General features: G+C 41.0%; 11 protein-coding genes. 1 reads left to right on the top strand and 10 read right to left on the bottom strand.

The annotated features are described in order from the left end of the window. Positions 1-16 precede the first annotated feature (16 nt). From IQ283_RS22375 to IQ283_RS22405, 7 genes are all read right to left on the bottom strand, one after another. Positions 17-2551: a beta-mannosidase gene (locus tag IQ283_RS22375; RefSeq protein WP_194222375.1), complete on the bottom strand. Its 2535-nt coding sequence runs from the start codon at positions 2549-2551 to the stop codon at positions 17-19. Continuing rightward, the gene (locus tag IQ283_RS22380) at positions 2548-4083 is read right to left on the bottom strand and encodes a response regulator transcription factor (protein WP_194222376.1); all 1536 of its coding nucleotides are present in this window, start codon (positions 4081-4083) and stop codon (positions 2548-2550) included. The genes IQ283_RS22375 and IQ283_RS22380 overlap by 4 nt, the downstream gene beginning before the upstream one ends. Before the next feature lies 1 nt (position 4084). Next, positions 4085-5866: a sensor histidine kinase gene (locus IQ283_RS22385; RefSeq protein ID WP_194222377.1), complete on the bottom strand. Its 1782-nt coding sequence runs from the start codon at positions 5864-5866 to the stop codon at positions 4085-4087. A 36-nt stretch (positions 5867-5902) separates the two neighbouring features. Further along, a complete protein-coding gene (locus IQ283_RS22390; protein WP_194222378.1) occupies positions 5903-6787 on the bottom strand; it encodes a carbohydrate ABC transporter permease in 885 nt (294 codons plus the stop codon). A 21-nt stretch (positions 6788-6808) separates the two neighbouring features. Further along, positions 6809-7684, bottom strand: coding sequence for a carbohydrate ABC transporter permease (locus tag IQ283_RS22395; protein WP_194222379.1), 876 nt, complete (start codon positions 7682-7684; stop codon positions 6809-6811). Positions 7685-7748: 64 nt separating this feature from the next. Continuing rightward, a complete protein-coding gene (locus IQ283_RS22400) occupies positions 7749-9047 on the bottom strand; it encodes an extracellular solute-binding protein (protein WP_194222380.1) in 1299 nt (432 codons plus the stop codon). A 292-nt stretch (positions 9048-9339) separates the two neighbouring features. Next, positions 9340-10146, bottom strand: coding sequence for an alpha/beta fold hydrolase (locus IQ283_RS22405; protein ID WP_194222381.1), 807 nt, complete (start codon positions 10144-10146; stop codon positions 9340-9342). Between the two features lie 214 nt (positions 10147-10360). On the opposite strand from IQ283_RS22405, the gene IQ283_RS22410 reads away from it, so the two are divergent. Next, positions 10361-10738: a PH domain-containing protein gene (locus IQ283_RS22410; protein ID WP_194222382.1), complete on the top strand. Its 378-nt coding sequence runs from the start codon at positions 10361-10363 to the stop codon at positions 10736-10738. A 78-nt stretch (positions 10739-10816) separates the two neighbouring features. On the opposite strand, the gene nhaC is transcribed toward IQ283_RS22410, so the two are convergent. The 3 genes from nhaC to IQ283_RS22425 form a co-directional block, all read right to left on the bottom strand. Further along, complete coding sequence (nhaC, locus tag IQ283_RS22415; protein ID WP_194222383.1) at positions 10817-12250, bottom strand: Na+/H+ antiporter NhaC; 1434 nt, start codon at positions 12248-12250, stop codon at positions 10817-10819. A gap of 84 nt (positions 12251-12334) precedes the next feature. Continuing rightward, a complete protein-coding gene (locus IQ283_RS22420; protein ID WP_194222384.1) occupies positions 12335-12589 on the bottom strand; it encodes a hypothetical protein in 255 nt (84 codons plus the stop codon). 46 nt (positions 12590-12635) lie between these two features. Continuing rightward, on the bottom strand, positions 12636-13925 hold the full coding sequence (locus IQ283_RS22425) for a Glu/Leu/Phe/Val family dehydrogenase (protein WP_194222385.1): 1290 nt from the start codon (positions 13923-13925) through the stop codon (positions 12636-12638). Positions 13926-13937: the final 12 nt, after the last annotated feature.

Here is a 13937-nt window from a genome sequence, read left to right on the forward strand (position 1 = left end):
GGGGGGAGTCAATACATTATCTCTGAAGTTCTTTAACGGGTATTGTCTTTCTGCTATTCATAGAACTCACGGAAATCCCTTCAAACTGAATCGCCTCTCCATTCAATTGACGGAGATTGATCGTTTTGGATTCCCCAGGTAGAAGATCAAAAAAGTTATCTGAGCACGTTACGCCGCTTTGATTAAAGTCCACTTTCACGAACCTCGCTAGCTCTCGTGAGCTTAGCGTTAGCGTGTTCTCGGCCTCGTTATTTTCAATCTCCACTACAGCAGCAGGATAGTTCATGTCTTTATAATCTCTTAAATAGTAACGATTTTCTTCGAAAGAGCCAGTCGCTGCATACGCTCTAACAATTACTTCAGAAGCAGATGCACCATTTAGCACTTCTTCTTCAGTTAAGACAGCTAATTCTGTTACCGAATTGCTTTCCACTGAAAAGTCGAGTGATCTTGAGAAAACCACTTCCCCATTAAATCCTACTACGTCAACGTTAAGTGAATCTTTAATAGAAGTCAGCCGATCATTTATAACAGAGAGTTTTAATGACTCTCCTGGATCATGATCAATTACCGCCATAACAGGAGCAAAGAATTTCTTAGCATAATAATAGGAAGCCTTCGGTAGGAGCTCATAATCGATCATCGACCAGCTTGTACCTGGCCAGCAATCATTAAGCTGCCAGATTAATGCGCCAGCTGTAAATGGTTTCTGCCTTCTATAGTGCTCGATTCCATACTTTAGTCCTTCTGCCTGAGTCAACATAGAGTAATTCATATACTCATCGATCGTTTCCGGTACGCCAGTATAACCTTCCATAAGGAGTATTCCTTTTTCATGAAAATGGTCCTTATTTCGATAAGACATTTCATCACTTTTCCAATAAAATTCACCTTCAGGAATGTAGCTTTTTAATGTGAACTGGTTAGAAGATGCATGCATTCCAAATTCGCTCGAAAAACGAGTGTAGTCTTTCTTATAATTCTTAAATGAAACACCTTCAAGAGAAATGTCCTGAACAACAGCCTCCCCTTTTTTTCTTGGTTCAACATTTCCATGCCAGACTTGCCAGTTATGACGATCTCCCATTTCCTCAGCGTCCAGATCATTTCCTCCAAATGGTGAACTCGGCCAATAAAGACGGGTGTTATCCAGCTTCTTCAGTATTTCCGGGATAAGGCTATGATAAATTTGTTCACCATAGAAAGGAGTCTTGATCTCACCATCGGAATGTTTACGATCATAGATCCAATCAATTTCATTATTTCCGCACCATAGAGCTAGACACGTATGCTTTCTTAAACGCTTCACAACCTTACTTACTTCATTTCGTACATTCTCCATGAAGTTTTCGTTATAATCTGGATAAAGCGCATTAGCGAACATAAAGTCCTGCCAGACTAAGAGCCCCAATTGATCACACTCTTCGTAGAAGATATCTTTTTCATAAATACCCCCACCCCATACTCGCATCATGTTCATGTGAGCGTCTTTCGCTAATTCCAACTGGTTCGAATATCGATCATTCCGCGCTGCACCTATGAAACTATGAACCGGTATCCAGTTCGCACCTTTAGCAAATAAGCGAACACCATTCAAATTAAAAACAAAGAGGTTCTCCCCATTTTCATGTTTTTGCTCAACAGTAACCGTTCTAATGCCAAACTGCTGAGAATGTTCATCCACCACGGTACCGTCTTCATCTTTCAACTTCACGTTCAATTCATAAAGATATGGTTCACCAAGATCATGCGTCCACCATAGCGTAGGATGATCGATTTCAAGGTGTAGTGTCGTCAGATTTGACTTAACAAAACATACCTCTGCACCATCAGCTGTAAGCAGCTCTGCTTCAATTCGTAAGTTTTCTGTATGAAATGGATAAAAGGACTTGATGTCTGTTTTAATTTCAACCAGAGCCTTTTCCTCATTCGCCTTAATGGTTTTAGCGAACACACCGTCAAACTTCCCTTTCGTTCGCTTGTGAAGATGAACAGCTTTCCAGATACCAGTCGTAACGAGTCGCGGCCCCCAGTCCCATCCGAAGTTCATTGCAGCTTTTCGAGCCCAAATCCTTTCCTTACCATAGCTACACCAATAATCACGCTCTTTCCCTTCCACCTCTTCAGTCACTGGATCGAATCGAACAGCAAGCGTATTCTTCCCCTGTTTAATCGCTCTACTCACGTCAAAGGAGTGCTCGATAAACATATTCTCGGTACTTCCTATTTCCAGTCCGTTCAGATAGACAGTTGCGAAAGTATCCAGACCTTCAAATTCCAGTTCAAGCTTCTCACTTTTAGACAAAGACTCGTCCCAGCTAAAAGATGTACGATACCACCATTCTTTCTCCTCTACCCAGCGACAATCCAGGTCATTATGACCGATAAAAGGATCTTTAATTAACTTCTTATCGATAAGAGTAGAATGAACATCTCCCGGTACAGCTGTCGTCATCCAAAAATGATCGATATAGTAAGGAGCTGCTAATTCGAGCGGATTCTTTTCTCCCGCTTCAAACCACTGTAATTTCCATTCGCTACTAAGTTTCATAATCCATTCCTTTCTCCATGCGCCTTACTCTTTTGAAAAATAATACTTCTATATTGAGTAGGCGTCATGGACGAGACTTTTTTGAAGTTATGAACAAAATACTTATAGTCGCGGTATCCTACCATCTGAGCGATTTCAAATACACGATAAGGCGTTTCCTTCAAGAGCACTTTTGCCTCTCCAATTCGAATTTCATGTAGGTAATCATTAAAGTGAAGATCCGTCTCCTGTTTAAACAGCTGGCTAAAATAATTAGGAGAAACATTGATCACATCCGCTACCTCAGAAGCTTTCAAATCATGGCCATAATTTTCTTCGATATAAGAAAGCGCTTTCCTGATCAACCAGCGTGAACCTTCATTTGCCGTCGTCTCCTGGTAGGCTCCATACGCGATAAGATCTTGATAAAAGAGCTTTCCCAGCTGCTCATACGAGTTATGAACTCCAACATTCAATTTGCCATGTAGATTCACATTGATCTCCGGATAAAATTCTTTGAATATTTTTTTCTCGAAATCTTCTAAAGATCGCACGATATTTTCAAGATACCAGCGATTTTGTTTAAACGTTTGTAAAAGACGCACACTAAAATCCTCGTACTCTTCTTCACTATGTAGTTGTTTCACATCCTTCTCAAAGGGTTCTAGTGAAAAAGGGATGTTTACTTGATGAAGAACAGCTTCCACTTCAAGCACCTCACCACTATGAAAAGCCTGAGCTTTCATCGCTTCGTTTAATAAGTAATACTGTCGTTGAAGAGTATCAGCTGTTTTTGCCTCATGAGAGATCGTTAGGTTTAGCGAGAATCCCAACTTTCGAGACGTTTGCTCAAGGAGACTCTTATGCTCACTGAAGGAAGCTCCTCCACAGCATGTAAGAAGACTGTTTTCTCCCACTACGATCGAAACGTTTCTTATCCCTCTTTCACTCATCGCCTTGCTTAACTCTTTCATCCATTGTTTCTTAAGTTCGATTTCTTCCATCGATGAACAGTTACTTACAACATTCGAGAAGTGTTGAATCTCACTTCCAACTAACTGAATCCCTCCAGAAATTGCTGTTTTCACACTTCCTGGTAAATAACTCAGCTCCTGACCTGTAGCAAGTGAAGAGAGAATCTGCTTGGCGCCACTTTCCCACTCTTGTTTTTTAAAGTGTTCGGTCTCGTTTCTAATGGAGATGATCAATTCCATCAGCTCATCGATATCAACAGGCTTAAGTAAATAATCTTTAATCCCAAGTTTCATAGCCTGCTTCGCATACTCGAATTCATCATATCCACTGATTATGATCATCCGAATCGATGGATAGCGCTTGTACACCTCACCCGCTAGTTCAAGTCCGTCCATAATGGGCATCTTCACATCGGATAAAACGACATCCACATCATTTGCTTCAATCACCTCAAGTGCTTCTTCACCGTCATAGGCCTCTCCAATCACTTCAGCCCCCATTTCATCCCAGGGCACAGTATTTTTTAAACCTTCGCAAATAATTGGTTCATCATCAACGATCAACACTTTGAGATTCATATCATTCACCTGCACTTTTCCAGACTTCAATTTCTTCTTCTGTTTCAAGATAGGGGAATCTCACTCTGACCCAGGCTCCAGGCGAAGGTTTGTCTTCAATCGTCAGAGAAGCTCTTGATCCGAACGCAATGAGTAGCCGATCTTGTATATTTTTCAGCGCATATCCAGATTGAATGCTTTCCATCGTAGTTCCTTCTCCGAAGCCTTTACCATTATCCAGTACATCGATCACCAGATCCTGGTCGTCCCGAAAACAACGAATATAGATTTTCCTCTCCGTCCTCATATTTTCAAATCCATGATGAAGGCTGTTCTCTATTAATGGCTGGATCGTTTGCTTTAGCATGATGGACCCCATCGCGGCATGATCACAATAAAGGGTGTACTGAAGTTTTTTCCCAAGACGTCTTTTTTGTAAATCTAAATACCCCTGACTGTAGGTAAGCTCGTCTTTTAATGTGATCCATGGTTTCCCCCGATTCAAACTAATTCTGAACATCTTCGATAATTGTTCAATTAGTTTACTAGTCTCCATCGCTTTCTCTAAGCGTGCCGTCCAGCGAATCATATCCAATGTATTGTAGAGAAAATGGGGGTTGATCTGACTTTGCAGAAGCTTGAGTTCTGACTCACGATTTCTTAGCTCCATCTTGTACTCGTTGTCGATCAAATAGCGTAAACGCTCAACCATTTTGTTAAACCTCATTCCTAATAACCCAATTTCATCACTTGATCCTACAGATACATTCGCAGAAAAGTCCCCACGCTCTAACTGTCGAGTTTCCCTCGTTAAATCACGGATTCTTCGGATATTAAAGTAGTAAAAACCAAAGATCGCGAGTAATCCAAAAAGTGTCAACGCGATCATCATGATTAAAATCGACTGTTGTATACTAGTGATCCCCTCGGCAACACTCTTCTCATTAACTGCCCCAAGGATGACAAGATCCGCCCCAGCAACTGGCTGCGTAACAATAGTATAGTTCACATCGTCTCTCTCATATTGGAGTGTGCTATTTTTATCACCGTTACGAATAATAGCTTTTACAATATTCTCATCAGGATAAGGTTTACCGATCATGTCCTCATCTGGATGCATCACGACTTGCCCATGGTGATTTAAAACGAACATCGTCTCTAAATTCTTAAAGTCAGTATCGATCAGTTCATAGAATTTTAATGCATCAAAGCGAATCGTAACCATTCCAAGCGGAAGCGACACGTTATTAACATCATTGATAACACGAAATAAACTCACGACCTTTCGATCACGCCCCCACGCGTCACGAATCTTATAAGCATCGCTCCAGTAAGGTTTGCCAGCAAACTCCTCCGCCTTCACTTTCCAGACGTCCTCCTGATTTTCTTTAAGAGGGGTGCCCATATCCAGGTGATGGCCGTTAACAGATGACAATGAAATCGAATGTAAATAAAATTTAGACGTAAGATGAAACGTAGTAAAACCAGTAATTCTGCGTTCCAAATCGTTTAAATACGTACGGTTACCGGGCGACTCTTCCGTTCTTAGGAAGGAGCGGATATCTTCGCTATAAATCATGTAAGATGAGATATCTTCAATATCACTAGTGAATGCAGAAATATTCTGGTCTATTTTCTCGAGATGTCCTCTTGTATTATTAACAGCTTGAAGCTGAATCGCCTGATTCGCTTCCGAATAAATATAGAGACTGAAAGCAAGAATCGGAACTAATACAAGGGTGAAAAAGATGAAAAAGAACTTCCAATGAAGTTTCCAACCGGAAAAGGACAGCAATCGCTTCATGTCATCTACCTCTCATGTTGACGTTTACTTTAAAGCTTATCCTTTCACTGCGCCAGCTGTCATCCCTTTTACAAGATGCTCTTCTAAAATCATATAAATAATGATGGTCGGTATAATCGCGAGCGTTAGCCCTGCCATCTGTGCTCCGTAATTTGTAGTATATTGACCTGCAAAATTCGCTAATCCTAATGGCAGCGTCTTAAGCGCATCTTCGTTAATCAATACGAGCGCAAAGGAGAACTCGTTCCAGTTATTGATAAAATTCAAAATAACCACTGTGGCCAGTGCTGGTTTTGTCATCGGTAGAATAATAGACCAGAAGATTCGAAACACACCACAGCCATCCATGATCGCTGATTCTTCGATGTCCTTTGGAAAAGCCTTCATGAAGCTTACGAGTATAAATATCGTGATCGGAAGATTGAAAGCGATGTAAGGCAATATGAGACCCGCGTGTGTATTTAACAATCCAAGGTTTTTCATTAGAAGAAACATCGGTACAAGTGTGGCGTGAATGGGAATAAGCATCCCAAATACAAAGAACGCATACATGTATTTGCCCCATTTATACGCAAAGCGTGAAAGAAAATAAGAAGCAAGCGCACCCGCAAGTACGGTTACAGCGACCGCGATAACAGAAACGATGATACTGTTTAGAAAATAAGTATCTAACCTAGCTGTTTCCCATGCTGTCTTATAGTTTTCAAATAACCACGTTGCCGGGAAAGAGATAGGGTTCTCTGCGAATTCAGTATTGCTTTTGAATGAATTCAGTACCATCCAGAGAATAGGATAAGCATTCATCAACGCATACATCAGTAATAAAATATAAATCAATGTCTTTTTCGAGACCTTTCTAGCTTTTAATCTACTATCCTGATAATTAACATTTGTCTGCTTTCGATAAGCTGTCTCAGCCATGTCTTGATTCCTCCCATCCGATCAAACTGACTTTCTTCGTAGAATTCTCGTAGACAGATAGACGAGTGCCAGGCTAAAGAAGAAGATAAACAAAGAAAGCGCACTCCCATACCCGTAGCGAGTAGAAGAAAATGTCTGTTCAAACATATACATCGCCATAACTTCAGTAGAATGTCCTGGTCCCCCAGAAGTCATAACGTAAATTAAATCAAACGTTCGTAGGCTTCCGCTTATACATAGAATGACTGCAACAATGATCGAGTCCCACATCATCGGCAGCGTAATATAGAACGTTTGCTTTAAACCAGAAGCTCCATCAATTCTAGCTGCTTCATATATTTCCTCCGGGATGTTCTGAAGTGCAGCGAGAAAGATAATGAGATAAAGACCTACGAACTGCCAGATGATCGTAATACAAACCGATATCATTGACCACTTCGGGTCACCTAGCCAGTTCTGAGTAAGAGATTCAAGGCCAATAGATTCGAGCAGTTGATTGAATAACCCTATTCTTGAGTTGTACATCATTCCCCACACTAACGAGATGATGACCGTAGAAATAACGACTGGCATAAAGCCAACAGTTCTGAAAAATTTCCCACCTTTGATCTTTCTATTCAATAAGAGGGCAATAAATAAGGCGATCGGAATCTGTCCAAATACAGATGCTCCGACAACGTATAGATTATTTTTGAGAGATTGCCAAAAAATCGGATCCGTAAGGGCTTCCTGGAAGTTCGCCAGGCCAACAAATTCCATTTCGGTGAACCCGTCCCACCTCATGACAGAGTAGTAGAACGAGATGAGTATCGGAACGATTGCAAACAATATATAGATAAGAAACGCCGGGGCTAACCCCACAAATGCAGGCCATTTACTTCTGCTTAACAGATGCATAACTCTCCTCCTTTGAAAAAAAGAAGGAAACCAAGTTTCTAAAGACCTGATTTCCTTCTAACCGTTACTTACTCTTCTCAACAGCTTTCTGAAGCTGTTTCGCTAGTTCCTCAGGTGTCATCGTGCCAAGTGTTACTTCCTGTAAACCAGAGTTAATAGTATCTGTCACGTCAGTTGGAAGGGTCGCATCATATACAGGCGCGATTTGACCATTTGTCAGCTTAGAAACTTCTCTAAGGAGTGGACTGATGTCAGAAGGCGGTTCAATATCCGCTGCAACTAGAATGTCTGCTTTCATAAGATTTTGATAGTATTCTTCAGAATAGAAGCTTTTCAAAAATTCCTGTGCCGCTTCAAGATCTTCGCCTTCAAGTTCACTATTCAATGCGATACCAGTACCCGTTACAGCAGAAACTGCTGAGGGATCTCCTTCCCCACCATCAATTTGAGGGAACAGGGCGATACCGATATTCTTATCCGGTACAGATTCAAGAAGTGGTCCAAGAGACCATGCTCCATCGATCATCATAGCTGCGTCACCCATAGCAAATAAATCTCGATGCTGGATGTTATCGATCGAGTTGAAGTCTTCATTGAATGCTTCCATGTCGGAAAGCTCCTTGATCACGTTTACTGCATCAATAAACTTTTCATCCGTAAACTTCTTATCCCCATTTAGTACTTCTGACAGGAATTCACTGCCTGTCATGCGGTCTCCAATCGTACTGATATATGAAGACTGTAATACCCACTGCGCTTTGTTACCAAGTGCAATCGGAATTGTATCATTTGATTTAAGTGTTTTTATTAACTTTTTAAACTCATCATACGTTTGTGGAAACTCATCATAACCAGCTTCCTTAAGCATATCCTTGTCATAATACACAAGGCTTGTTGGTGTGATATTTGCTGGGAGTGCGTACTGCTTACCATCAACGCGGTAATCACCAAGCTGCCCTTCTTTGATAAGGTCGTCCCAGTTACTTAAAATATTATCAATTGGTTGAACGAGTTTCCCATCTACTAGAGGCTTAAGTTCTGCTCCAGGAAAAACCTGAACTAGATCTGGTAACTGCTTACCTGCAGCTTGTGTTTTAACTTTGACTTTAAATTGGTCATGTGGAATACTCTGTTGATTAATGACAATATTAGGGTGTTCCTTATTGAACTTTTCTATCTGCTTAAGACTCGCTTCATTTTGTGGTGAAGGCTCGGTCCAAATGTTCCAGAACGTTAATTCGACCTTATCTCCGTCTCCCCCAGATGAACCGCTTGAAGTATCATCACCTGAACATGCCGAAAGCATCAGTACAAGGACCAGCATAGCGATAAATAAACTATGAGATCTTATCTTTTTCAACATTCCCCATCCCCCTTATCGTTTTAAAAGCGCTTACAAGTAAATTGTAAACGGATTCAACAAAACTGATAATCCGAAAAAATTAAGATACTATCCTAAAAATTATTTAGTTTTCAGATTATTCCACACATTTCAAAAGATTACTTCCCGATTATTATTATAATATTAGATAAATAAAACAAATAAAAAAGCTAAGGACTTATAATCCTTAACTTTCTCTTTAAACGATATCCCATTATCCTACTCGACAAAATTTGAGCTTAATCGGGTGGTGACAGGCACTAATAAACAATAACTAATTTAAACCTCCAATAAATTCATCAACGACCTGATTAAATCTATCAGCTTCTTCTATAAATGGACAGTGACAGCTTTCTTCAAACAATTCAAGTTTCGAGTTAGGGATCGCTCGATTTAAGTGCTCCCCTGCTGCTACTGGAATAAGCTTCTCCTCTTTCCCAAAACATAGTAATGTTGGTTTCGTTATTTGGTTTAAATAAGGGCGGCAGTCAATGATGGATTGATCGAAAAGAATCGCGCTTGCAATGGCAGCAGGCATTTTGGTTGTCTCTGCTAACATCCACTCGAGCTCAGATTCAGACAAATCTTTTTTAAACATCAATGGAATGAATCCTTGAAGCAATCCTTTTTGATCCGATTGAATCTCTCTCATCATTCCGGTGAGTGCCGGTAGATCAAATGCGCCTATTTCAAAATCTGGCCACTTAAAATCCGATGCTAGCTCATCAACAATAACTGTCCCCTTCACGTTATCCTCACCGAACTGCTGCAAGTATTCCCATATTACAAATGCCCCCATTGACCATCCAACTAGCATTACGTCCTTCAGATGAAGCTGGTCAATAAATTTCTTCAGATCACGAGCATAGTTTGCCACTGTGTGCCCTGTTTGAACGTGTGAGGATTGGCCATGACCTCTTAAATCTAGAGAAATCGCACGATACTTTTGTCTGAAGTACGGAAGCTGCTTTTTGAAAAAGCGGCTACTCATCCAAACGCCATGAATGAAAATCACAGGCTGCCCCATACCAACATCTTCATAATAAAGCTCTACATCATCTTTAATATTCAAAAATGGCATTGTTACCCCTCCTATAAATAATAAATAATTGCCGTTAATCCTCATCGTATAGCTAACTCAAGTTTATCACGAGCATCATACGATACGTATGCAAGAACCTCTTCTTTTATCCATATATTGCTCGACAGCATTCGAGCCCGTTCGGGTGGTGACAGGCACTACCTATGCTAGAATATGAGGGAGAACATAATACAAATGTGAAGGAGGAGTTACAATGGGTATTTTAAGTGGATTTATGGGGAACGCTTCAACGATGAAGAAAGAAGATGTGCAAAAAGAGCTATCTACCATTCTTTCAGAAACAGAAGAGGTGAATGCCGCATTTAAGCTTGTGAGGGATTTAATCGTCTTTACAGACAAACGCCTTTTGTTTGTGGACAAGCAAGGCATGACAGGTAAGAAAGTGGAATATCATTCTGTTCTATACAAGAGCATTTCTCACTTCAGCATTGAAACAGCAGGACACTTTGATCTTGATGCAGAGCTTAAAATCTGGATTTCCAGTTCACAGGCTCCTACCTTCTCGAAGCAGTTTAAGAAGGATGATAGCATCTACACGATTCAAAAGATCCTTACTGAACTTTGTGGATGAGTCCCAAAAAGATAGAAAAGCAGAATCCCATCCATACGGGATTCTGCTTTTCATATTTTCCTTAAAATACCTAACCTATTATCCAACATCCTCTACCTTATCTTCATCCTCTACCCAGTTCATTCTCTCTTCTTTCGTCATATAAGCAATTGTTATACCACTCCATGCAAAGGCAATCGAAAGAAGAGGAACAAGGTAATTTAAGATCGCATATGGTGCATAGTCAATCACAGACACTCCCAACGTACCAAATATAAATACAGCACATGTATTCCATGGAACAAACACAGAAGTTAATGTCCCACCATCTTCAATCGCACGTGATAAATTTTTGGGATGAAGATTTAGTTCTCTATATCTTTTTACATACATCCTGCCTGGGAGTACGACTGAAATATACTGCTCTGCTGTTAGAACATTTGTCGCAAATGCTGACATCACCGTCGTCGTTAATAAGCCCTTCGCTGTCTTCGCTATTTTAATAATTTGAGTTACGATTGCATTAAGCATTCCCGTATTCTCCAGTATTCCACCAAACGTCATCGCACAAATAACGAGTGATACGGTGTACATCATGTCGTCAATACCACCACGATTAAAAAGTTCATCGATTGTTGCGTTTCCCGTCTCGATGGAAAAGCCGCTTTGTAATGTATTCACAGCTGTTCCAACATCGCCACCCTGTACAAAAATGTCTGCTAGAAATCCTAGTATAATACCAGCCATTAGGGACGGAATTACGGGTACCTTTTTGGATACCAATACGATGACGAGTGCAGGCGCTAAAAGCAACCATGGCGAAATAACGAAAGAATCTTGTAGCACTTTCATAATGGATTCGATTTTCTCAAAATCAATTTTATTAGAGGAAAACTTTGTACCTAGATACCAGTACACGCTAAGCGCAATGATAAACGCCGGAACGGTGGTATACGTCATATGCTTGATATGCTCGAATAAATTCGCTCCAACCGTTCCAGAAGCTAGATTCGTTGTGTCTGATAGAGGAGACATCTTATCTCCAAAATAGGCTCCTGAAATAATCGCCCCAGCGACCATACCTGAAGGAATCCCCATACTCATTCCGATTCCCATTCCCGCAATGCCGATTGTTCCCATCGTTGACCACGAACTTCCAGTCGCAATTGAGACAATCGCACAAATGACGGCAATAGAAACTAAGAAAAAAGCAGGCGAAATGAGCTTTAAGCCATAATAAAACATCGTTGCAACAATTCCCCCGCCAATCCATGCTCCTATGACAATCCCGACAAGAATGATGATAACCACCGCTGGCAATGAAAGACGGATACCTTTATAAATACTAGATTCAATTTCACCCCAGCTATAACCAACAAACCACGCTATGAAAGCGGATACAAAAGCACCTAAAATAAGAGGGATGTGCGCGCTTCCTTCAAACACGACAATGGTAAAACCCATCACAATAATCATGGCTATAAACGGTATAATTGCTAAACCAAAAGTCATCTCTTTGCCGCTTTTCCTCATTCGCTTACCTCCAATTTGACTGCCCACGGTCTACTTATGTACCCTTTCCGCTTATACAGAAAAGGGTGTTGCGTTTCTATCACTTCAATCGCTCCCGGTTATTAACAAATCATCTCTCAATGTTCCTAGCACTGTAACAGGTGTAATCTCTTCTCCCTGACTCACTTCTATTGAAAGGAGATGTCCACTCGCCCCAACATTAACTTGTTCAAGTTTACCTTCTACTGTCTTAACTAAAAACAATGTTTCCCACTCATATACGTGATCCAATGGCTGTGTAACGACTTGCTCAATTGTTCCAGAGTAAGGACTGTTGATTGTATGAACGATCTCATTCATTTTTTTCATCCTCCCTTTCGTTACAGTCATTTAAAAGCCGCTCGACCTAAACCCAACCTCGAAACTTTGAAGCTTCTGCCATCTTTCGAATTCCTGCCATATAAGCTGCTAACCTTGTATCAACGTGGTAAGTTTTTGAGATTTCATAAACTTTCGCAAAAGACTCAACGATCACTTTTCGCAACCTTGCTCCTACTTCTTCCTCTGTCCAATAATATCCCTGATTGTTTTGAACCCATTCAAAATAGGAGACTGTCACACCCCCTGAACTTGCAAGCACATCGGGAACAAGTAAAATGCCCCGCTTTGTTAAAATTTTAGTGGCCTCGATTGTTGTCGGTCCATTCGCAGCTTCCACTACTATGGAAGCTTTAATAGCTGAAGCATTGTCGATGGTGATTTGATTGGAAATCGCCGCCGGAACTAGGATATCGCAGTCTAGCTCAAGCAGTTCCTTGTTCGTAATCGTATTCTTAAACAACGTTGTCACCGTTCCAAAACTATCGCGGCGATCTAGCAAGTCATCAATATCTAATCCATCGGCATCATAGATCGCACCATAGGCATCGGAGATCCCAATAATTTTAGCTCCTGCATCATGCATGAATTTCGCTAAAAAACTACCAGCATTTCCAAACCCTTGAATTACGACGCGCGCTCCCTGTAGCTTGATTCCTTTCTTTCTAGCAGCCTCTTCAATACAAATCGTTACGCCACGAGCTGTTGCTGTTTCCCTTCCATGAGAGCCACCAAGCACAACTGGTTTACCCGTAATGAACCCAGGAGAATCAAATTCACGAATCCGACTGTATTCATCCATCATCCAGGCCATAATTTGAGAATTTGTGAAAACATCTGGAGCAGGTATATCTTTTGTTGGACCAACGATCTGGCTGATCGCGCGAACGTAACCACGACTCAACCGTTCCAATTCTCGGAATGACATCTCACGAGGATCACAAATGATCCCGCCCTTTCCTCCGCCGTAAGGTAAATTGGCGATTCCACACTTTAAACTCATCCATAAAGATAAAGCCTTCACTTCATCTTCATTCACCTCTGGATGAAATCGCACCCCACCTTTTGTCGGTCCCACCGCATCATTATGTTGGGACCGATATCCGGTAAAAATTCGAACCTTGTCATTATCCATTCGAACGGGAATGCGGACAGTTAGCATTCTCATTGGTTCTTTTAAAAGTTCATACACCTCATCTGAATAGCCAAGTTGATCCAGTGCTTCCTTCACAACGATTTGAGTGGAGTAAAATAAATTCAGTGATTCCGTATCTTGTTTTTCAGCCTGCTTTAAATGTTGGCTAACTGCCGCTTCCATGTAGACACCTCA

The organism is Pseudalkalibacillus hwajinpoensis (genome assembly GCF_015234585.1).
Classification (GTDB): Bacteria; Bacillota; Bacilli; order Bacillales; family Guptibacillaceae; genus Guptibacillus; species Guptibacillus hwajinpoensis_B.

What these genes read in the sequence shown, in the direction of transcription:
- IQ283_RS22410 (WP_194222382.1), top strand. Translation starts at nt 10,361, where the DNA reads ATGGGTATTTTAAGTGGATTTATGGGGAACGCTTCAACGATGAAGAAA.
- IQ283_RS22375 (WP_194222375.1), bottom strand. Translation starts at nt 2,551, where the DNA reads ATGAAACTTAGTAGCGAATGGAAATTACAGTGGTTTGAAGCGGGAGAA.
- IQ283_RS22380 (WP_194222376.1), bottom strand. Translation starts at nt 4,083, where the DNA reads ATGAATCTCAAAGTGTTGATCGTTGATGATGAACCAATTATTTGCGAA.
- IQ283_RS22385 (WP_194222377.1), bottom strand. Translation starts at nt 5,866, where the DNA reads ATGAAGCGATTGCTGTCCTTTTCCGGTTGGAAACTTCATTGGAAGTTC.
- nhaC (WP_194222383.1), bottom strand. Translation starts at nt 12,250, where the DNA reads ATGAGGAAAAGCGGCAAAGAGATGACTTTTGGTTTAGCAATTATACCG.
- IQ283_RS22395 (WP_194222379.1), bottom strand. Translation starts at nt 7,684, where the DNA reads ATGCATCTGTTAAGCAGAAGTAAATGGCCTGCATTTGTGGGGTTAGCC.
- IQ283_RS22420 (WP_194222384.1), bottom strand. Translation starts at nt 12,589, where the DNA reads ATGAATGAGATCGTTCATACAATCAACAGTCCTTACTCTGGAACAATT.
- IQ283_RS22390 (WP_194222378.1), bottom strand. Translation starts at nt 6,787, where the DNA reads ATGGCTGAGACAGCTTATCGAAAGCAGACAAATGTTAATTATCAGGAT.
- IQ283_RS22425 (WP_194222385.1), bottom strand. Translation starts at nt 13,925, where the DNA reads ATGGAAGCGGCAGTTAGCCAACATTTAAAGCAGGCTGAAAAACAAGAT.
- IQ283_RS22400 (WP_194222380.1), bottom strand. Translation starts at nt 9,047, where the DNA reads ATGTTGAAAAAGATAAGATCTCATAGTTTATTTATCGCTATGCTGGTC.
- IQ283_RS22405 (WP_194222381.1), bottom strand. Translation starts at nt 10,146, where the DNA reads ATGCCATTTTTGAATATTAAAGATGATGTAGAGCTTTATTATGAAGAT.